Source organism: Burkholderia sp. AU18528 (assembly GCF_002223215.2).
Classification (GTDB): Bacteria; Pseudomonadota; Gammaproteobacteria; order Burkholderiales; family Burkholderiaceae; genus Burkholderia; species Burkholderia semiarida.
Genome location: NZ_NKFC02000009.1, coordinates 619,262 through 639,981 on the forward strand (window position 1 = coordinate 619,262; position 20,720 = coordinate 639,981).

Here is a 20,720-nt window from a genome sequence, read left to right on the forward strand (position 1 = left end):
CTGGCTGGTTCGATCTGCTTCAGAAACATTCGACGCTACCCTTCACGCCCGACAGCACACCGACGCAGTCGCGCCGGACTTCCGGTGCCGCATGCGACGCGACGTGCACGCGCACCGGCCGCGCATGGACGGGCGCCGGCGGCGCTTCCGGTGCGGGCGCCTTGCCGAGCAGCGTCATCTTCGTCGCGCCGCCGGTGGCCAGCGTCTTCTGGTCGACCTGGTTGCGCAGCACCAGCGACAGCGTGCCGACGCTGCGTGCGAGGTCGAGCCGTTCGGCCTGGTCGGGCGTGACTTCCAGCGTCACCGCGTTGACCACCTTCGGCGCCGTGTCGTCGCGGCTGACCTGCTGCGCGACGGCGAGCACGAGGATGTGCTCGAGCACGATCTTCGAGATGCTCTGCCCGTCGGTCTTGCCTTGCTGTTCCTGCGTGTTGACGATCACGTCGACGTAGTTGCCGGGCAGCGCGAAGCCCGCGACGCCGACCACGTCGTTCACGCGCACCGTGATCGCGCGGCTGCCGTCGGCGATCACTGCGGACAGCCCGCCCTTCGTGCCGACCGGCGCGAGCTTCGACTCGATCACCGGCTCGCCGCGCGCGAGGCTGGTGCGTACGACGCGCCCTTCGAGCGCCTTCGTATCGGTGAACGCGCCGGTGGGCACGCTGCCCGACGGCCAGCTCACCATGTGGATCTGGTTCGGCCCGAGCGGCTCGCCCAGGTTCAGGTCGGTGGTGGCCACCGCGACGGACGTGACCGAGCTCGTGGATGTCTGCATCAGCCAGTGGGAGGCGAATACGACCGCGGCAAGACCCGCGATCATCGCGACGACCAGCATCATGACCGCTCGACTGTTTTTCATGGCAATGCTCCTCGACGAATCGTGAAAGAAACCGCTCAACCGGTGACGAACGTACGGCCTCCGCGCTCGATGGGCGGCGGATGGCCGCCGTCCCGTTCGGGCGCCGCGCCGAAATAACTCGCCCACGCGTCGTACAGCGCGTCGTGCGTCACCTCGGGCGGATCGCCGCGGTAACGCGCGCCGGCGGCCACGAGGCGCAGCAGGTCCGCCGGGAAGCACGCAAGAAACGCCTTGCCGGTCGGCAGATGCAGCCGATGCAGCAGGAAATCGAAGGCATCGCTCGCCGAGACGAGCCCGAGCGTCGCGCAGGCCGCGTCGTATACCGCGCGGTAGTCGTCGATCGACATCGCGCCGACATGCAGCTTCGAGCCGAGGCGGCGCATGAACGCGTCGTCGCAGAACTGCTCCGGCGCGAGGTTGCTCGAGAACACGGGCCACACGTCGAACGGCAGCACGAAGCGGTTGCCGGATTCGAGCGTCATGAAATCGACGCCGCGATCGAGCGGACGCAGCCAGCGGTTGAGCAGGTCGCGCGGCTCGACGCGCTGGCGGCCCAGATCGTCGACGACGTACATGCCCATGTTCGCCTTCATGTGCGGCGGCGCCTGGTAGAAGCCGGCCGCTTCGTCGCGACGCAGGTCGAGTTCGTCGAGCGTCAGCTCGCCGCCCGACATCACCACCGGCCGCCGGCACAGACGCCAGCGCCGATCGACCGACTGGCCGCCGCACGCGGCTTGCGCATCGACGTGCACGAGCGGGTCGTAGACCTGGATCACTTCGCCCGCCGCGCAGATCGCGTGCGGCACCGGCACGCGGCCGTGCATCAGCGAGCCGAGCCGCTCGGCGAGAAAGGTCTTGCCGCTGCCGGCCGGGCCGTAGATCAGCAGCGGCCGGCCCGCATTCAGCGCGGCGGCCGCCGCATCGAGCACCGCCGTGTCGATCACGACGCCCTCGAACGCGGCCCACACGTCGCTCTGGCCGATGTGCAGCTTGCGCACCGAATGCGCGGCCACGCTCGCGAGATACGCGTCGAGCGTCACCGGCGCGGGACCGCTGTAGCCGCTGCGTTCCCGCTCCTCGAGCGCGAGCACGCGGCCCGCATCGGTCAGGCGGAACGTCACGTCGAGATCGGTCGCGCCGCGATGGGTCAGCTCGACGAGATGCTCGCGCACCAGGAATGCAAAGACGTCGTCGAGCACCGCGAGCGGCAGGCAGTGCCGCTCGACCAGGTCGCCGTACGACGGGCGGCCGAGCACCAGCGTCGACTTCAGCACGAGGCCGGCGACGAACGCCATGCTCAACCCGGTTTCCGCTAGCGAGCGCGGCGCCGGCGGCAGTTGCGCGCCCAGCTTCGTGTGGACCTCCCGCGACGGCAGCGGATCGGGCAGGCGTGCCACCTGCGCGTCGCGTCTCGGTTCGGTATGGTTCGTGTTCATGATCGTTGCGTCCTCGTTTCGGATCCGCCGCGCTATGCGCACGACGCGAACAGCATGCCCAGCGTGCCGGCCGCGATCGCGACGCCGTACGGCAGCGTGCCGACCGACGCGATCTCGACCGGGCCGTCGGCGGCCTCGGCGCGCGCCGCGTGCGAGCGCCGCGCGACCAGCGTGCGCACGTTCGCCCACATCCGGCGCATCCGCCCGCGCAGCAGCGCGTAGGCGACGGCGCCGATCCCGCCGGCCAGGAACGTGGCCAGCACGATGTAAAACGTCATTTCCGCGCCGACCCATGCGCCGATCGCCAGCATCAGCTTCACGTCGCCCGCCGCCATGCCGCGCAGCAGGTAGAACGGCAGCAGCAGGCCGAAGCCGGTCGCGGCGCCGGCGAGCCAGCCGAGCACGCCCGCGGGCACGCCGAGCAACAGGCACTGAGCAACCAGCGCGCCGGCCAGGCCGAGCAGCACGAGACGGTTCGGAATGCGACGGGTCGCGATGTCGGTGCTGGCCGCGGCGATCACGAGCAGCGTCACGCACAACGGAACCGGGTAAGGCGGCGCAACGGGAAACATGGCGAACCTCGCGGGTCGAATCGGTGGATCAGGAAGCCATCGCCAGCGCGGTGGTCACGGCGGTGCTCACGGCCGCGGCGATGGTCTCGTACGCATCGCCGAGCGAACCCTTCAGCGTGACGACGCTGCCCAGTACCGCGATGGCGAACATCGACGCGAGCAACGCATACTCGATCGACGTCACACCTCGTTCGTCGGCGATCCAGCGACGGGCGACACGCATGATGGCTTTCATGATGGTCTCCGGTGTCCGGTTGACGGAATCGCCGGGGACGGCTCGAACGCTGCACCAGCCGAGCCGTCCACGGCACGCTCCATCAGATGCCTGCAACCGCCGAATCGAGGTCGGCCGCGATCGTGCTGAACACGGTCTTCAGATCCTTCCCGATGGTCGACAGCGCGAGGATGATGCCGACTGCGATCAGTGCGGCGATCAGGCCGTATTCGATGGCGGTCACGCCGTCTTCGTCGCGAATGAAACGGCCGGCTTGTTGAATGAACTTGGACATGATGTTCTCCTTGCGTGGTGACTTTCAAAACCCTCGCGCACCGGCTGGTCGGACGACCGTGCATCGATACGTCGAGGAATGTCGTTGATGCCGTGTGGCGCCGACGAACGATCCGGACGATTCGGGCGAACCGTTCGTCGTACCGTCCATCAGATGCCTGCTACCGCCGAGTCCAGATCCGCGGCGATCGTGCTGAACACGGTCTTCAGATCCGTACCGACCGTCGCCAGCGCGGCGACGATGCCGATCGCGATCAGCGCGGCGATCAGGCCGTATTCAATGGCCGTCACACCGTCCTGATCCTGGACGAACCACGCGATCTTTTCGATGATTCTTGACATGAGCGTTCTCCTTTCGGACTGCTATGAAATACCCTTCGTCGGTCATGACGTCGGGGGTGGGCACCACCGGCACTACTCTGGAAATCGGAAGCCGACGATCAGTCGCGGAAACGGGGCGGACCACCGCGGTCCGTGCGAACGGGTATCGGCGAGACGGAGCATGAGAGACGCGCGTACGGTGCGACCGGCCGGATGAACCGGGCAGGTCGATCGAACTGAACGGCACGACGGCCGTCCGACGCATGGAATCCGGTTGAACGGGAGATGAATTCCCGGCAAAGCCGCAATGTGTCTTTAACGCGGCTTGCGATCCGCGATGTGCTGTGGTCTTTCATTTTTATTCCCCATGTACTGCCATGCCGATTTCTTATTGCCCTGAAGCGACCGGGTCTCTCGGGTCGTTCGACGACGGTTGCCGCGGTGGATCGAACGGGAGCTGCGTGTACCCCGACGCGCTCCGGCCCGACTTTTTCCGCAGGTGATTCGCGAGCCGGTTCCGCTGCCTGTTGCCCGAACCGCCCGGTCGTCACATCGTCGACTGCCGTGCCAACGCTTACGCAAAGAGCGGACCATCCCGGGCGAAATCGAGGCGCACCAAGGGTTTCGGCGATCGACCCGGCCTCCCGCCAACCGCCCGGCCGCCGAAATGTTTCAACTTTGATATATGCGGCGCCGGCGCATGTAGCCGGCATGAAACCCCGTCATCGCGCTGCACAAAGGTCCAAAAAAATTTTCTCGGGATTTTCCCGGACGCGGCGGCGCGCCCAGGCGTCGCGGGTTCCGCGGCATGCCCGGCCGCTAAAAATCGCGGAATGTTTCACGCCAGAAACACGAATGCCGGCGGCGGCGTTTTCTCATACCAGAAACGGCGGTTTTCACCCGAATCGCTGAACACATTCAATGTCGGCCGGCCGTGCGCGGTTTGCATCACGCGATTTTTTCTTCAACAATGAATTCACCGGACAACGCCAATTCAGCGCGATTCGATCCGCAGGCACGACAACATCGAACGGCTGCGACAAACCACGCGGCCAAACCACAGACGGGGCATCATGTACACAGCCAATCGTGAAACGCGCGATCGCGCAATACGCTGTGCTCAATGGCTGACGGCCGACCGGATCATTCCGTACAGCTGCATCATGCTGATGCTCTTCGTCGCGCTCCTGATCGTCTGGGGTGTCGTGACCGACGGCTTCACATCGAACGCCACCGCCCGACCCGGCACCGACTTCTCGGTCTTCTGGACCGCATCGCATCTCGTGTTGCAAGGCCATGCCGCGGCGGCCTACGACACGTCGTCATTCCTGCAGGCCGAGTTCGCGCACTTCGGTGCGTATCTGCAAAACCGGCCGCTTCCCTGGCTCTATCCGCCGACGATGCTGCTGTTCATCGCGCCGGTTGCCCTCGTGCCTTTCCTGCCCGCTTACTTCCTCTTTTTCGCGGGCAGTCTTTTATGCTACGCGTTCGCCGTCTCGCGCTTGTCGGGGCTGCGCGCGCATCTTCCCGTGCCGCGCGCCGCGGCGCTCGTCGTCGTCGCGTATTCGGCGGTGTGCATGTCCGCGCTGTTCGGCCAGAACAGCATCCTGACCGCCGGCCTCGCCGCGCTCGCGCTGCATCTGCTCGGCAGGCGGCCGGTGCTGGCCGGCGTGCTGATCGGGCTGCTCGCGATCAAGCCGCAACTCGCCGTCGTGTTCCCGTTCGTGCTGATCGCGACGCGTGCGTGGCGCACCTTCGCGGCGGCGGCGCTCAGCGCGACGCTGTTCGCGGCGGCCGGCGTCGCGCTGGCCGGCCCCGCCGCGCTGCACGGGCTGAGTCATGCGATGTCGACGGTACGCGCGCAGCATTTCATGCTCGCGTCGTACTGGCTCGCGTCGCCGACGCCGTTCGCCGCGCTGCGGCTCGCGGGCGCGCCGGTGGCGGCAGCGCTGGCCGCCCAGGCGGCGGTCGCGCTCGTCGCGCTCGCCGCGGCTGTCAACGTATGGCGCCGCACGCGCGACATGCGGTTGCGCGGCGCGGTGCTGGCCGTCGCCACGCTGCTGACGACGCCGTACCTGTGGAACTACGAGCTGACGTGGCTCGGCATCGCGCTCTTCTGCCTGATCGCGCACGGCCTCGACGAAGGCTGGCTGCCCGGCGACCAGGGCATTCTCGTGCTCGCGTGGCTGCTGCCGATCTTCGAAATGCTGAACCGGCTGATGAAGCTGCCGCAGATCGGGCCGGTCGTGCTGCTCGCGGTGCTGTTCGTCGTCGTGCGCCGTACGGCGCTCGCGTCGCGGAGCGCACGATGAAGACGCCGTCGTTCGCCCGTCACGCGCACCCGAATGCCGATCTGCATCCGGAACTCCCGATCGCCGGCCCGCGCCGCCATCCGCACTGGCTCAATCGCGATCGCGTGCGGCTCTATGCGGCCGCCGTGCTGCTGACGGAACTGCTGTTCATCGCCATTTACCTGATCCGCGTGCACCTGTCGCACGGCGGCGCGCTGGAGCCGCTGTCGCAGGATTTCTCGCCGGTCTGGAGCGCCGCATGGCTCGCCGCGCACGGGCACGGCGCCGACGCGTGGCATTACTCCGCGCTGTTCGCGGTCCAGAAGCTCGCGGTCCCGACGATGACGCTCGCGGACGGCACGCTGCCGTGGCTCTATCCGCCGACGATGCTGCTGCTCGTGGCGCCGCTGGGCTGGCTGCCGTACACGCTGGCGCTCGTGCTGTGGCTCGGCATCGGCATCGCGCTGTTCGCCGCAGCAATGCGCGCGACCGTGCAGCGCGATGTCGCGTGGCTGTGCGCGCTCGCGTTCCCCGGCGTGTTCCTCACGGTGATCGTCGGGCAGACGAGCCTTTTCACCGCGACGCTCGCCGCCGTCGGCCTGCTCGCGCTGAAACGCCGCCCCGTCTGCGCCGGCATCTGTTTCGGGCTGCTGACGATGAAGCCGCAGCTCGCGGTGCTGTTCCCGCTCGCGCTGCTGTGCGCGGGCCAATGGCGCGCGCTGGCCGCATGGGCCGCGACGATCGCCGTCAGCGCCCTGCTCGCGACGCTCGCGTTCGGCGTCGCCCCGTGGATCGCGTTCGCGCACCTGATCGCCCACGTCTACACGATCGTGGGCACCGGTCACGCGAAGCTCGCACGCATGCCGACCATGTTCGCGCTCGCGACAATGGCCGGCTGGCCCGCCCTCGTCGCGCGCGGCCTTCAACTGCTGTCGGCGGCGGTTGCCGCGGTCGCCGTCGTCTACGCGTGGCGCGGCGCGTGCTCGTATGCCCTGCGCGCCGCGACCCTCGCGTGCGCATGCCTGCTCGTCAGCCCCTATCTGTACGACTACGACCTGACGTGGTACGGCATCGTGATCGCGTGGTACGCACGCTATGCGTCGACGCGCGGCTGGCGGCGCTTCGACCGCGAATGGCTGATGCTGCTGTGGCCGATGCCGCTCGCGGGCCTCGCGATCGTGCCGCACCTGTCGTTCCAGTTCATGCCGCTCGCGACACTCGCGTCGCTCGCGCTGCTCGTCAGCCGGATCGCCCGGGAAAGACGCGACGTGCCGTCGATGCCCGACGCGCGCGACACCTCGACCGAGACCGGGTTCACCCACCGGCTCCGGCCACACCACCGCCCGGCGCACGGCATGCGCCGCACCGGCCGCCCGACGCTCGGCGCCGGCAGGTAAAGCGACATCACAAGGGGAATCATCATGCGGGAATCCATCTACACGCCGCTCGTCTCGCTGGTCGTGCCGTTCTACAACGAAGGCGAAGCCGTCGAGCGCTTCTTCGACGTCGTGATTCCGTTGCTGAGCGCGATCGACGCGATCCGCTTCGAGATCGTCTGCGTGAACGACGGCAGCCGCGACGACACGCTGGAACGCCTGGTCCGGATCGGCGCCGCCGAGCGGCGCGTGCGCGTGATCGACCTGACCCGCAACTTCGGCAAGGAGGCCGCGCTGACGGCCGGCCTCGACGAAGCGGCCGGCGATGCGGTGATCCCGCTCGACGCCGACCTGCAGGACCCGCCGAGCCTGATTCCGGTGATGATCGAACACTGGCGCGACGGCGCGGAGGTCGTCGCGGCCAAGCGCAGCAACCGCGCGTGCGATTCGTTCGCGAAGCGCACCGCCGCCGCGATCTACTATCGCGTGCACAACCTGCTGTCGGACGTGAAGCTGCCCGAGAACGTCGGCGATTTCCGGCTGATGGACCGCAAGGTCGTGAACGCGCTGCGCAACCTGCCCGAGCGGCACCGCTTCATGAAAGGGCTGTTCGCGTGGGTCGGCTACAAGACCGTGATCGTCGAATATCAGCGCGATCCGCGCAGCGCCGGGCACTCGAAATTCTCCGGCTGGAAGCTGTGGAATTTCGCGCTCGAAGGCATCACCAGCTTCAGCACCGTGCCGCTGCGCAGCTGGACCTACATCGGCATCGGCATCGCGGCGCTCGCGTTCGTGTACGGCGCGTTCATCATCCTGCGCACGCTGCTGCTCGGCAATCCGGTGCTCGGCTACGCGTCGCTGATCTCGGTCACGCTGTTCATCGGCGGCATCGAGCTGATCGGGATCGGCGTCGTCGGCGAATACGTCGGGCGCATCTACGACGAATCGAAGCAACGGCCCGTCTACCTGATCCGCCGCCGCTACCAGGCGCACGGCAAGGTGATCGAACTGCCGGTCGCGCGCGATGCACGCCGTCAGCCCGCACGCCGGCGCGTGCAGCCGGCCCGGCCGCGCATCGGCGCGCGCTGAACGCACCGGCGCCATGATCGGCCTGCTCCAGGCCGAGCGCACGCGGCTCGTGCGCTTTGGCGTGTCCGGGCTCTGCTCGACCGCGATTCACACGCTGGTCGCGACAGCGCTGTTCGCGCTGCGCGATGCGACGCCGGTGACCGCGAATGCGGTCGCGTTCCTCTGCGCCACCGTGTTCTCGTATCTGGCGAATACGCTGTGGAGCTTCTCGTCGACGGTACGCACCCGCAACGCCGCGCGCTTTCTCGCGGTCACGCTCGCCGGGTTCGTCGAAACACTGCTGCTCGCGCGCGCCGCCGAGGCGCTGGATGCGTCGCGCGCGACGAGCGTCGTCGCGATCGCGCTGCTGATCCCGCCGACGACGTTCGTGCTGCACCGGCTCTGGACGTATCGGTAAGCCCCCTTCCCGGCCCCGCCAACCATCGGCCAATCAATTAACAGATTCAATGTCGCGATATTTGTGTCACGCATCGAATCGATTGATTCCGATTTTAAAATTAACCCGATAAATCATTTTATCGACCTGTTTACTTTTACAGCTTCCACAAGCAATCAAACGGGATAATCTGCATTCGCCGTCGCTTCCGCACGTGTCGATATCGGTGAAAAGCCTTGCTGCACAAGGCGATGGTGGCCGCACGAAGCAATTCGCGCAACGATAAGTCCCATTACTTCAAACGGGAGCTTCTATGTCACGCGTTACCGATGTGCTCGTTTCGTTCGATACCGAAACCATTCTCAAAAAATATCCGAATCCCAGCAAGAATCCGGCGGCGCCAACGCTGATCGACTGGCACTATGTCTATATGGTGACCAACCAGGACAACGTCATCTCCGGCCAGGCGGGCGGCGAGCTCGACCTGAAGGCGCAGGTCGGCGACCTGATCCGCTGGCGCGAAACGAGCCTGTCGCTGGGCTTCGAGAACCAGGTGGTGTTCTACAAGTTCATCGGCAACGTCGGCAACGACCTGATCTCGACGCCGACGCCGCGCGTCGCGGAGGCGTCGATTCCGGTGCCGAACACCAGCAAGCCCGAAGTGCCGACGTGCCAGAAGGTCGCGAACTACTACTGGTCGTCCGAATGCCTGAAGGTCGGCCGCGTGACCTACCATTTCCTGTTCCAGATCATCGATCGCAATTGCCAGAGCCAGGGCTGCTTCTCGTGGGATCCGTTCATCTCGATCCATAACTGATCGCGGCACGCGGGCGACCGCACGACGGCCGCCCGTCCCGCCCCCTTGTTGCGGAGGACGTGCTCATGTCTGGTGTACGTTGCGATGCGCTCGCGATCGTCGACGCCGTCACGCTGCTGGCGGCCTATCCCGATGCGAGCCGGGACGCCGACGCGCCCACCGTGATCGACGACCGGCACATCTACGTGTTGAGCCCCGGCGACGCCGGGCAGGTCAGCCACCACGACAACCGGCTCTTTGCCGGCCTGTCGCCGGGCGACCGGCTTCATCTGCGCGAAACCGCGCTGGCGCTGCGCGCGGAGGTGACCGTGCTGTTCGTCCGGTTCGCGCTGAAGGACGCCGGCATCGTCACGCCGATCGAAGCGGAGATCCGCGACGCCGCCACGGCGGTGCCGAACGGCGACGACCTGCTGCATCCGTCGTGCCAGCCGATGAAGGACCATTTCTGGCGCGGCGAGGTGCTGGCCCCGGGCGCCACCACGTGCACGGCCGATTTCGCGGTGCTCGATCGCGACGGCGCCGTATCGGGCTATTTCCGCTGGGAAACGACGATCGAGATCGCCGGCAGCGGGCCGGACACGAAACAGCCCGGCGCCACACCGTAGCCGGATCGCGACGGCCGTTTCACGTTGCCGGTGAATACCGACTTCAACGCAATCGGGGCGGAGGACGGCTACGACGACGCTCACGTGCGCCCCGCCGCGTGCCGTACTCAGGTGCGCGGCAGCCCCGGCGGATTGGTCTGCGACCGGTCGATCGCCTCGGCATCCAGCCGCCAGTGGTCGAGCGCCTTCCGGTAGCTGCCGTTCGCGATCAGCGCATTGATCGCGAGCGTCAGCGGCTCGGCGAGGCCGCTGCCCTTGCGGGTCGTGATCGCGATATCCGCGGTGCGCGGCCAGCCGCCGCTCACGGTGCCGATCAGCTTTGCATCGCCGCGCAGCGACGCCTGGTACGCGAGCATCGAGTTCACGCTGAAGATCGTGTCGACCCGGCCCGACTGCAGCGCGACCCAGCGCTCGGCCGCATCCGCGTAATACTGGATCTCGACCGGCGCGAGGCCGCGCGCGACGTTCTGCCGATTCCATTCGAGCAGGATCTTTTCCTGGTTCGTGCCCGAATCGGTCACGACGCGCAGCCCCGCGACATCCTTCGGTTCGCGGATCGCGGCAAGCTTGCTGCCGGTCTTCACGTAGAAGCCGAGCTGATCCTTCCGGTAGGTCGAGAAGTCGAACTTCTCCTTGCGCTGCTCGGTCACCGTCACGTTCGAGATCACCGCATCGACCTTGCCGGACTGCAGCGCGAGCGGCCAGTCGGCCCACGCGAGCGGCACGATCTTCAGCTTGCGGCCGATGCTGTCCGCGATCAGTTGCGCGAGATCGGGATCGAAGCCGACCACCGTGCGCGCGTCGGTCGCATAGGTGCTGAGCGGCGGCAGGTTCGGCGCGATGCCGATCGTCAGCGTGTTCGCCTCGGCGAACCGGAAGCCGGCCGGCAGCGCCTGCTCGACCGCCGGATTCACCGCGCCGCGCTGCCGTGCCGGCTGCTCGGGACTCAAGTCGAACGACGCGGCGTGTACCGCGACGGCGTTCGCGGCGATCAGCGCGGCGGCCAGCACGCGGGCGAGGCGTGCGATGCGTGCGACGGGAAAAGCGTTTCTTCTCATGTCTTGTGGAATCCTGTTTTTATTCGGGGATGCGCGAAGCGGGCGCGGGCAGCGGGCCGGCAACGTCCGAAGCCAGTCGCTGCCCCGCCGGCTCGGTCACGCAGGCGTTGCGTCCAGTTCGACCGCGGCCGCACGCCGCGGCACCGGTTGCACGACGGGCGACGGAGGCCTCGCGTGCGCCGACTCGCCCGCATACACCGCCTTCGGGTCGAACACGCGTGCCTGCAGCGGCGTGAACGCACGGAAATTCCACAGGCTGCGCGCGACGAACACGCGCTGTACCCAGCGGAACGCGCGGTCGTTCTCGTCGTACTGCGGATCGAAGCGGTCGCGCGAATGCAGCGTGAAATGGTTGTTGATCAGCACCAGCTTGCCCGGTGACACCTGCACGCCGAACGACACCTCGCGCACCGCGCGATACAGGTTGGCCAGCGCTTCCTGCGCGCGCGGGTTGACGGCCAGCACCATGTCCGGATAGAACGCGACCGTCACGCGCGGCGCGTCGAGCGGCCCCGACAGCACCGCGCTCAGGTCGGTGTTGTCGCGCGGCGTGGGCGTCGCGCCGCGCCACCGGTACGGCACGCGGATGATGTAGTGCTCGTCGTAGAGTTGCGCGATATCGTCCGGCGACAGCAGTTGCAGCGCGCGGCGCGCATCGGCGAGCCGCGTGTACGGGCCGCCGCCGGCCTCGCTGCGCACGCCCAGCAGCAGCAGCGCGAACGGCGACGTGTCGCCTTCCGGCATGTGCGCCTGCGCGGCGTTCTCGATATGGAAGTCGAGCTCGACCTCGGAGCCGAGGCCCGTGTAGTCGCGCGCGGTCGCCTTGTGCGGCGTCAGGTTGTTCACCAGCTCGCGCCCTTCGTGCGCGATCGAGTACGGCTCGCCGGCGAGCGTGCTCAACGCGACCAGCACGTTCTCGCTCAGCACGCCGGCCTTGAACGAACGGCCGGTTTCCTCGAATCGCGGGCTGCCCGTCACGCCGTCGTCGATCGGCAGGTTGTCGATCTCGATCGAGCCGTGCGCGTCCGCCGTCGGCGCCTTCGCCCGGTCGAATGCGTCGACGATCCGGTCGGGAAACGCGTTGTAGGCCAGCTTGCGAACTGCGCTGATATAGCCTGCGCCGCCGGCCGGGTCGTAATCCAGCGCGCCGAGCGTCGTGCGGATGTGAGCGGATTCCGCTGCCGTCAAAGCGATGCGTGCATCTGCGAGATAGGTCATAGGTCTCTCGTATAAAGATCTGGTTCGAAGAGCGGCATGGCATCGCCGCCGCGCGCCGCCGTCCTCGGGGCGAAGCGCTCGACAAGACTAGGAGACCGTCATTGCATTTCGAAATGATATTAATTCGATTGCAAACAAAAATTATCGATATAAGTTCAGCAATGCGGATGGAACCGGTTCACCGCGTTTTGCGCCGACCCTTAACACGAATACTTGTTAAAAAATCGTTGCTTATTATTTGTATTCGCCAATGGGTCGATGCTAGTTTTCTGTCGGATTCGACGCCGCGGCTGGCGCCCGACGGGCAGCCGGCTCCCTTGATGCGCCATACGGAAACCTGCCAGATGAATCGATACCGCCTGCCGTCCCGCACCATCCACACGTCCCGCATGCACCGGGAGCCGCGATGAGCGACCGTGCCCCGGCGCTCGACCGCGTCAACCGAGTCGACCGAGTCGACCGCGCGCTGACCGCCACCACCGCCGCCGGTTCGCCGCGCACGCCGCTGCGCGCCATCTTCCCGACCGTCGCGGCCGCGAGCCTCGGCTTCGCGATCGTCCAGCTCGACGTGACCGTCGTCAACGTCGCGATTCCGAGCCTCGGCCACGCGTTCGGATCGAGCGTCCACGGGCTGCAGTGGATCGTCGATGCTTACACGCTGTCGTTCGCCGCGCTGCTGCTGACGTCGGGCACGCTGGCCGACCGCTTCGGCAGCCGCCGCCTGTTCGCGTACGGCCTTGCGCTGTTCCTGTTCGCGTCGCTCGGCTGCGCGCTCGCGCCGTCGCTGGCGGCGCTGGTTGCCGCGCGGGTCGCGCAAGGCGTCGGCGCCGCGATGATCCTGCCCACGTCGCTCGCGCTCATCACGCATGCGTGCGCCAACGATGCCGCCGCACGCGTGAAGGCCGTCGCGTGGTGGAGCGCGACGGGCGGCGCGATCAGCGCGGCGGGGCCGACTCTCGGCGGCCTGCTGATCGATTCGCTCGGCTGGCGCGCGATCTTCTTCATCAACCTGCCGATCTGCGCGTTCGGGCTGTGGCTCACGCTGCGCCACGTGCGGGATTCGGCCGCCGCGCGCACGCGGCTGTTCGATCCGGTCGGCCAGCTCGTCGCGGTGCTCCTGCTCGGGCTGCTGACGGGCGGCATCATCCGGGCCGGGGCGCACGGGATCGGCGACCCTTACGCAGCCGGCGCGTTGATCGCGTCGGTCGCGCTCGGCGCGTCGTTCATCGCGATCGAACGGCGCGTGGCCGCGCCGATGCTGCAACTCGCGTTCTTCCGGATCGCGCGCGTGCCGGGCGTGCTCGCGATCGGCGCGATCACGAATGCGGCGTTCTACGGGCTGATCTTCTCGCTCAGCCTCTATTTCCAGAACGCGCGCGGCTTCACGGCAACCGAATCGGGGCTCGCGCTCGCGCCGCTCACGATCATCATGCTCGCCAACGTCGCGAGCGCGCGGCTCGCGGTCCGCCACGGATTCCGCGCCACCGTCATCGTCGGCCTCGCCGTGTCGCTCGCCGGCTACGTGTGGCTGTGGCGGACGCTCGCCGCGCACACGCCGTACGCGCTGCTGGCGCCGGGGCTCGTGGCGATGGCGATCGGCGGCGGCATCGCGATTCCCGCGCTGACGTCGACGATGCTCGGCAGCGTCGAGGCCGGCCGCTCGGCCACCGCGTCCGCGATCCTCAATACCGCGCGTCAGGTGGGCGCCGCGATCGGCGTCGCGGCGCTCGGCGCGCTGGTCGCCGGCCAGGGCGCGGCAATCGTGGCCGGCGCGGCGCGCGCGTTCGCCATCGCGGCCGTGCTCGTCGCACTCTGCGTCGTCCTGGCCGTGCGCTGGCCTCGCGACGCCCGCGATACCGGCACGCGGGCCTGAGCACCTTGCCGCACGCACTCCTTCAACCGATTTTCCATCCGAGCGAGAGGAATCCATGCAGCATCGCTTCATCGATACCGTCCTGATCGTCGACGGCGCGTCGACCGCCGCCTACCTGGCCCCTGCGTTTCGCGCATACGGCATCCGTTGCGCGCACGTGATCAGCGACCCCGATCTGCCGGCCATCTACCGCGACCAGTTCGTGCCGTCCGACTACATCCGGCAGGTCCAGCATCGCGGCGACATCGACGCGACGCTCGCGCAACTGGGCGACCTGCGGATCGGCGCGGTGCTGCATGGCCTCGACGCGGCGCTCGAGCTCGCCGACACGCTGGCCGAGCGGCTCGACGTGCCGTATCGCAACCCGCTCGCCACCTCCGCCGCGCGACGCGACAAGTTCGCGATGAACGAACGCATTCGCCAGGCCGGGCTGCGCGCGCCGGCGCACTTCCACAGCACGTCGGTCGATGAAGCGCTCGATTGGGCGCGCGCGCAGCGCACGCTGCCGCTCGTCGTGAAGCCGGCGCGCAGCGCGGGCGTGGCCGGCGTGAAGATCTGCCGGACGCTCGAGCAGGTCGAGGCCGCCGCGCGCGACGTGCTGAACACCCGTTCGCTGTACAACCAGCCGAACGACGACATCGTGATCCAAAGCTATTCCGAGGGGCAGGAATACATCGTCGATTCGGTGTCGTTCGAAGGCCGCCATCGCGTGGTCAGCCTGTGGGAAGTGCATCGCGACCGCACGCACGCGCCGCGGCTCGACAAGATGCTGGTGCTGAACCATGCCGACCCGCGCTACGCACCGCTGCTCGACTACGCGGCCGACGTGCTCGATGCGCTGGACGTGCGCTTCGGGCCGACCCACCTCGAGCTGTTCGATACGGCCGAAGGCCCGACCATCGTCGAGCTGAACGCGCGGCTGCACGGCAGTCTCGATCCGCGGCTGACGAGCGCGGTCAGCGGCGAGAATCACGTATCGGCCACCGTCGAAGCAGTGCTGCATCCGGAGCGGCTGTTCGGCGACGTCGCCGCGCCGACGGATTTTCGCGGGTACTGCGGTCACGTGCTGCTGCTGTCGTCGCGCAACGGCGTGCTGCGGCAGGATTTCACGTGGCAGGCGATCCAGGCGCTGCCGTCGTTTGTCGGGCTCAAGCAGTGGATCAAGGTCGGCGACACGCTGCGCGTGACCACCGACCTGCAAACGGCGCTCGGCACGGTCGGCCTGTACAGCCCGACCTTCGAACGGCTGCTCGAGGATTGCCGGCGGATTCGCGAAATCGAGGCCGATTTCTTCGCGGACGAAGGCGCGGTCGCGCCGGTCTAGGGTCGCGGCGTGCCCGTGTCAGCGCGCGAGCAGCGCACCGGCCTGCCGGCCGAGCACCGCGCGCAACGCGTCGAGTTCCGGCAGCGCGGGCGTTTCGTCGGGCGTGACGAGGTAGGTCGTCACGCTGTCGAGATCGTCGAATGCATGCGCGCGCAGTTCCTTGCGCGCCACGTGCTCGGTCGTGATCCGCTTCGGCAGGATCGCGACGCCCATCCCGGCCGCCACGCAGCCGAGGATCGCGCCGAACGTGCCGAACGACGACACCGATTCGATCGCGACGCCGCGCGCCTTCAGCCAGTGCTCCGCGACCGCGCGGTACGGGCAGCCGTCGTGAAACGCGAGCAGGCGCACCGCGTTGTCGGCCAGCAGTTGCCGGCGCGTGACGGTCGCGGCGCTCACCAGCACCATGTCCTCCGCGAACGCGGGCTCGTAACGCAGCCCGGGCCGCACGACCGCGCGTGCGGTGAGCGCCGCGTCGATCCGGCCGCGCAGCAGCGCATCCGCCAGATCGGGCTCGCTGCCGATCTGCACCGCGAGGCCGAGCGCCGGGTCGCGCTCCTTCAGCGCGGCGGCCAGCGCAGGCAGCCGCGTGGCGGCCGTGCTTTCCATCGATCCGAGCCGGAAGCTACGGGCAACCGGCGTTTCGCGCACCACCTGCGTCGCTTCGTCGACGAGACGCAGGATGCGGTCGCAATACGGCATCAGCCGGCGCCCGGCATCGTTCAGCACCAGCCGCTTGCCATGGCGGTCGAACAGCGGTGCGTCGAGCGATTCCTCGAGCTGACGCAGCCGCGCCGTGACGTTCGACTGCGTGCAGCCGAGCCGTTCGGCCGCGCGCAACGCGCTGCCTTCCTGCACGACGGCCCGGAAAGTTTCGAGCAACGGGATGTTCATATCAGTTTCTCTTGTTACCGATTCAGTTTATATCATTTTACTTCGCCCACCATCCGGATTAGCCTAGCGCGTATTCCGTGCCGGCCCCTTCCGAGGAATCCGCATGCCATTCGCTGCCCGCTTCGGCTTCACTCCCGTTCGCCGCCGGCCCGAGGTTCGTCCATGCGCGCACTGATCGCCGCGCTGGTGCGGCGCGGCCCGACCGTGCTCGCGTGCGGTGTCGGCCTCGGGCTGCTGGTGCCGCCGCTCGCGGCGCTCGCGCGGCCGCTGATGCCCGTTACCGTGTTCCTGTTCGTGCTCGGCACGCTGCTGCGCGTCGAGCCGAGCGCCGTGCGCGCGGTCGCGCGGCGCCCCGCCGTGTCGCTGCTGCTGCCCGCGCTGACGATGATCGCGTGCCCGATCGCGGTCGGCGTTGCCGCGCAGATCGCGGGTTTGCCGTACGACTGGGTCGTCGCGCTGGTGATCGCGTACTGCGCGCCGCCGTCGAGCGGCACGTCGACGATTGCGCGCATGCTGTCGCTCGACGCCAGTGTCGCGCTCGTCGCGACCCTCGCGTCGATGGTGTTCGTGCCGCTGACCGCGCCGCTGCTGACGGCCTGGTTCAGCCACGACGCCGCGGTGTCGATCTCGCCGTCGACCCTCGCGCTGCGGCTCGCGCTGCTGATCGGCAGCGCCGAGGGCGTCGCGCTGCTCGTGCGGCGCCTTGCCGGCGCGCGGCTCGCGCGCCATGCAACGCCGATCGACGCGACCGTCGTCGTCGCGCTGCTGATCTTCGCGCTCGGCACGATGGCCGGCATGCAGCAGTCGATCATCGACGCACCGCACCGCGCACTGGCCGCGATCGCGCTCGCATTCGCCGTCAACGCCGGTTTCCAGATCGTCGCGTACGGGCTCACGCCCGGCGATGTCCGCACGCGCCTGAACGTCGCACTGATCGTCGCCAATCGCAACGTCGGGCTGATGTGGGCCGCGCTCGGACTGGCCGCCACGCCGACCATGGCGCTCGTGTTCGCGTGCGCGCAGTTGCCGATCTATACGCTGCCGCGCGTCGTTCAGCATCTGCTGCCGCGCCTCGAAGCGCAGCGCCTGCGCCGGCGCGCACGCTAGCCCTCCCGTCCTCGATCAAGGATTCACCATGAAGCGACTTATCGTGATCGGCGCACGCGCCACCGGCAGCAGCGTCGCGCTGGTGCGCGCCGCCCTCGCGCGTCAGGTGGCCGTGACCGTCGTCACCGCGCCCGGCCATCGTCTCGACGGCGTGTTTCCCGCGGGCGTCGAGACGGTCAACCTCGCGCCCGACGCCGACCAGCTCGCCGGTTGGCTGCGCGCACGCTTTCCGGACGAACTCGACACGCTGCGCGTGACGACCGCGCACGACACCTATGCGCGCACCGCCGCATGGGTTGCCGATGCGCTCGGGCTGCCCGGCCCCGATGCGCGGCACGTCGCGCACGCGGTGTCGAAGTCGAACCAGAAGGCGTTGCTCGCCGCGCACGGCATCCCGGCCGCGCAGTTCGTGTCGGGTACGCTGGCCGCGCCGGCGGCGCTCGCGGCGGCCACCGCCCCGTTGCGCTTTCCGGTCGTCGTCAAACCGTCGGAAGGCTCCGCGAGCGACGGCGTGCGCCGCTGCGAGGACATCGCCGCCGTGCGCGCGCAGCTCGATGCGCTCGCCGCCGTGCAGGCCGATGCACGATCGCTCGCGACCGAACGCATCGTCATCGAGGAATTCCTGGAGGGCAGCGAATACTGCGTCGAGTATTTCGACGGCCGCTACGTCGGCGCGCTGCGCAAGCTCAAGAGGCATGGCGCGGGTTTTCTCGAACGCGGGTATACGTCCGAACTCGATCTCGACGCCAACACGCTGCGCGCGCTGATCGACGTCGGCACGCGCGCGACCGCCGCCGCCGGGCTCACGTGGGGGCCCGTGCACCTCGACTGCATCGTGCACGACGGCGTGCCGCACGTGATCGAACTGAATCCGCGCATCGCGGGCAGCTTCATCTGCGACATCGTGCGCGACGGCTACGGCTTCAACGTGGTCGAAGCATTGCTCGACAGGCTCGACGGAAAAACGGTGACGATTCCCGAGTTGTTCGAGCCGCACGCGTATGCGCGCGCCGAATTCCTGCTCGACAGCGATCCCGGTGCGTGGCGCTTTGCGCAGGCCGGCGAGATCGACGACGGGGCGGTAAGGATCAGCTACGGGCCGCAAGTGCTGCCCGATCGCGAACGGCGCGCGTTTATTTATGTGCGGGTTGCGTTGCCGGCGGTACGCGGTGCTGAGGACGACGCTGGCTCGACGGCTGAGCACGGCGCCGTCGTGGAGCCGACGCTGGCGACAGCTCCCTCTCCTGATTTGAAGCCTTCAACTGGAGAAATGGCCTGACGCATGCGCCAGGCCCTCTCCAGAACGATTGTGGCCGTTCATCGCGTGCCCGGCACCAGATCGACGATTCCATCGATGCCGAGGCATCGCGGCTCGTGCGGCCGAGAATCATGCCCTCGTCCGAACCGGCCTCGACATAGAGCAAACAGCGATCGGTCCCCTCGTCGATACCCTTTCAGGATCGCGTCATGTCGAGCGGCACGACGTATCGGTCGAAATCCTCCGGTGCGACGAATCCCAGCGCATTCGCGACTTCCCTCAGCGATTTCCCTTCGCGGTGAGCCGTCTTCGCAACGATCGCTGCGTTGTCGTAGCCGATGTGACGATTGAGCGCGGTGACCAGCATCAGATTCTTTTCGAGGTTCTCGTCCATCTGCTGCAGATTGGGCTCGATGCCGACCGCGCAATGCACGTTGAACGCGCGACACGCGTCGGCGAGCAGCGTGATGCTCTCCAGCACGTTGTGGACCATCACCGGTTTGTACACGTTGAGCTGGAAATTTCCCTGGCTCCCGGCGAATGCGACGGTCGCATCGTTGCCGAATACCTGCGTGCAAACCATCGTGAGCGCTTCGCATTGCGTCGGATTGACCTTCCCCGGCATGATCGACGAGCCTGGCTCGTTCTCGGGAATATGAATCTCGCCGATCCCGCAGCGCGGCCCGCTTGCCAGCCAGCGAACATCGTTGGCGATCTTCAGCAGTGCCATCGCGAGCGTTCGGATCGCCGCGGACGTGCTGACGAGCGCGTCGTGCGCGGACAACGCAAAGAACTTGTTGGCCGACGACCGGAACGGATGCCCCGTGAGTTCACCGATGATGGCCGCGCACGTGTCACCAAACAGCGGATGCGCGTTCAGCCCCGTGCCCACGGCCGTGCCGCCGATCGCGAGATCGTACAGCCCAGTCAGGTTGGTCCGAATCGACGCGAGCGAATAGTCGATCTGCTTCACCCAGCCGCCGATCTCCTGCCCGAACGTGATCGGCGTCGCGTCCTGCAAGTGCGTGCGCCCGACCTTCACGACGTCGAAATACCGCTCGGATTTCTCCAGCAACGTATCGCGCAATGCCATCACGCTCGGAAACAACGTGTCGAACAGTTCCGTGACGACCGCGATATACATCGCAGTCGGAAACGTGTCGTTCGACGACTGGCCGCGATTGACGTGATCGTTCGGATGAATCGGCGTCTTGCTGCCGAGCACCCCGCCCTTCATTTCGATTGCGCGATTGGAGATGACCTCGTTGACATTCATGTTCGACTGCGTGCCCGAGCCCGTCTGAAACACCACCAGCGGAAAATGATCGTCGAGCGCCCCGGAGATCACTTCGTCCGCCGCCTCCGAGATCGGGATGGCGATCGCCTCCGGCAATTCGCCGAGCTTGAGATTCGCCAGCGCCGCGGCCTTCTTCAGGATGCCCATTGCATGGATGATCGATCTTCCCCACTTGAAGCGGGATTGGCCGATCGGGAAATTCATGATGGAACGCTCGGTTTGTGCACCCCAGTATTTTTCCGACGGGACCTGGATGGAACCCATCGAATCCGATTCGATACGCATGTTTGTTGACCTCGATTCAGTCGCTCGCCGCGGCGAGCGTTGGACTCATTCATCTGGCGAAGCAGGATTCGAATGCATTCGCCGGCAGGCACTGGCGGCTTCCCGCTCCGGCCTCGCCTATCGCGCCGGGATGCGGCCCGCCGGCTCGTTTCCCTG

General features: G+C 67.5%; 20 protein-coding genes. 10 read left to right on the top strand and 10 right to left on the bottom strand.

The features are described 5' to 3' along the window. Positions 1-19: 19 nt before the first annotated feature. The 6 genes from cpaB to CFB52_RS33415 form a co-directional block, all read right to left on the bottom strand. Positions 20-859 carry a Flp pilus assembly protein CpaB gene (cpaB, locus tag CFB52_RS33390; RefSeq protein WP_059577632.1) on the bottom strand — a complete coding sequence of 280 codons (840 nt, stop codon included), beginning with the start codon at positions 857-859 and terminating at the stop codon, positions 20-22. Between the two features lie 35 nt (positions 860-894). Then, positions 895-2,295 carry a hypothetical protein gene (locus CFB52_RS33395; RefSeq protein WP_059577629.1) on the bottom strand — a complete coding sequence of 467 codons (1,401 nt, stop codon included), beginning with the start codon at positions 2,293-2,295 and terminating at the stop codon, positions 895-897. 32 nt (positions 2,296-2,327) lie between these two features. Continuing rightward, a complete protein-coding gene (locus CFB52_RS33400) occupies positions 2,328-2,867 on the bottom strand; it encodes a prepilin peptidase (RefSeq protein WP_059577626.1) in 540 nt (179 codons plus the stop codon). 28 nt (positions 2,868-2,895) lie between these two features. After that, positions 2,896-3,102, bottom strand: a complete 207-nt coding sequence (locus CFB52_RS33405; protein WP_059577623.1) for a Flp family type IVb pilin — start codon at positions 3,100-3,102, stop codon at positions 2,896-2,898. An 82-nt stretch (positions 3,103-3,184) separates the two neighbouring features. Beyond that, positions 3,185-3,376 carry a Flp family type IVb pilin gene (locus tag CFB52_RS33410; RefSeq protein ID WP_059577621.1) on the bottom strand — a complete coding sequence of 64 codons (192 nt, stop codon included), beginning with the start codon at positions 3,374-3,376 and terminating at the stop codon, positions 3,185-3,187. Between the two features lie 149 nt (positions 3,377-3,525). Further along, positions 3,526-3,717: a Flp family type IVb pilin gene (locus tag CFB52_RS33415; protein WP_006483618.1), complete on the bottom strand. Its 192-nt coding sequence runs from the start codon at positions 3,715-3,717 to the stop codon at positions 3,526-3,528. 1,052 nt (positions 3,718-4,769) lie between these two features. Here CFB52_RS33415 and CFB52_RS33420 point away from each other — a divergent pair. The 6 genes from CFB52_RS33420 (at position 4,770) to CFB52_RS33445 (ending at position 10,250) form a co-directional block, all read left to right on the top strand. Next, positions 4,770-6,008 (top strand): glycosyltransferase family 87 protein, encoded by a 1,239-nt coding sequence (locus CFB52_RS33420; RefSeq protein WP_059577618.1) that lies wholly within the window; start codon positions 4,770-4,772, stop codon positions 6,006-6,008. Further along, complete coding sequence (locus tag CFB52_RS33425; protein WP_059577613.1) at positions 6,005-7,384, top strand: glycosyltransferase family 87 protein; 1,380 nt, start codon at positions 6,005-6,007, stop codon at positions 7,382-7,384. The genes CFB52_RS33420 and CFB52_RS33425 overlap by 4 nt, the downstream gene beginning before the upstream one ends. 24 nt (positions 7,385-7,408) lie before the next feature. Then, positions 7,409-8,452, top strand: coding sequence for a glycosyltransferase family 2 protein (locus tag CFB52_RS33430; RefSeq protein ID WP_089466202.1), 1,044 nt, complete (start codon positions 7,409-7,411; stop codon positions 8,450-8,452). A 13-nt stretch (positions 8,453-8,465) separates the two neighbouring features. Then, a complete protein-coding gene (locus CFB52_RS33435; RefSeq protein ID WP_089466248.1) occupies positions 8,466-8,849 on the top strand; it encodes a GtrA family protein in 384 nt (127 codons plus the stop codon). Between the two features lie 292 nt (positions 8,850-9,141). Continuing rightward, complete coding sequence (locus tag CFB52_RS33440; RefSeq protein ID WP_059577607.1) at positions 9,142-9,645, top strand: inclusion body family protein; 504 nt, start codon at positions 9,142-9,144, stop codon at positions 9,643-9,645. 65 nt (positions 9,646-9,710) lie between these two features. Continuing rightward, positions 9,711-10,250 carry an AidA/PixA family protein gene (locus CFB52_RS33445; RefSeq protein WP_059577604.1) on the top strand — a complete coding sequence of 180 codons (540 nt, stop codon included), beginning with the start codon at positions 9,711-9,713 and terminating at the stop codon, positions 10,248-10,250. Between the two features lie 107 nt (positions 10,251-10,357). Here the strand turns inward: CFB52_RS33445 and CFB52_RS33450 are convergent, their stop codons facing one another. After that, a complete protein-coding gene (locus CFB52_RS33450) occupies positions 10,358-11,308 on the bottom strand; it encodes an ABC transporter substrate-binding protein (RefSeq protein WP_059577601.1) in 951 nt (316 codons plus the stop codon). Positions 11,309-11,404: 96 nt separating this feature from the next. After that, positions 11,405-12,526: a TauD/TfdA family dioxygenase gene (locus tag CFB52_RS33455; RefSeq protein WP_059577598.1), complete on the bottom strand. Its 1,122-nt coding sequence runs from the start codon at positions 12,524-12,526 to the stop codon at positions 11,405-11,407. 406 nt (positions 12,527-12,932) lie between these two features. On the opposite strand from CFB52_RS33455, the gene CFB52_RS33465 reads away from it, so the two are divergent. Continuing rightward, positions 12,933-14,399, top strand: coding sequence for an MFS transporter (locus tag CFB52_RS33465; RefSeq protein ID WP_099318544.1), 1,467 nt, complete (start codon positions 12,933-12,935; stop codon positions 14,397-14,399). Between the two features lie 55 nt (positions 14,400-14,454). Next, positions 14,455-15,723, top strand: a complete 1,269-nt coding sequence (locus tag CFB52_RS33470) for an ATP-grasp domain-containing protein (RefSeq protein WP_099318545.1) — start codon at positions 14,455-14,457, stop codon at positions 15,721-15,723. A gap of 18 nt (positions 15,724-15,741) precedes the next feature. On the opposite strand, the gene CFB52_RS33475 is transcribed toward CFB52_RS33470, so the two are convergent. Beyond that, the gene (locus tag CFB52_RS33475; protein WP_059577589.1) at positions 15,742-16,617 is read right to left on the bottom strand and encodes a LysR family transcriptional regulator; all 876 of its coding nucleotides are present in this window, start codon (positions 16,615-16,617) and stop codon (positions 15,742-15,744) included. 162 nt (positions 16,618-16,779) lie between these two features. On the opposite strand from CFB52_RS33475, the gene CFB52_RS33480 reads away from it, so the two are divergent. Continuing rightward, a complete protein-coding gene (locus CFB52_RS33480; RefSeq protein ID WP_099318546.1) occupies positions 16,780-17,724 on the top strand; it encodes a hypothetical protein in 945 nt (314 codons plus the stop codon). Positions 17,725-17,752: 28 nt separating this feature from the next. Then, the gene (locus CFB52_RS33485; protein WP_099318547.1) at positions 17,753-19,003 is read left to right on the top strand and encodes an acetyl-CoA carboxylase biotin carboxylase subunit family protein; all 1,251 of its coding nucleotides are present in this window, start codon (positions 17,753-17,755) and stop codon (positions 19,001-19,003) included. A gap of 175 nt (positions 19,004-19,178) precedes the next feature. Here the strand turns inward: CFB52_RS33485 and fumC are convergent, their stop codons facing one another. After that, positions 19,179-20,564 carry a class II fumarate hydratase gene (gene fumC / locus CFB52_RS33490; RefSeq protein ID WP_059577580.1) on the bottom strand — a complete coding sequence of 462 codons (1,386 nt, stop codon included), beginning with the start codon at positions 20,562-20,564 and terminating at the stop codon, positions 19,179-19,181. Between the last annotated feature and the right edge of the window lie 156 nt (positions 20,565-20,720).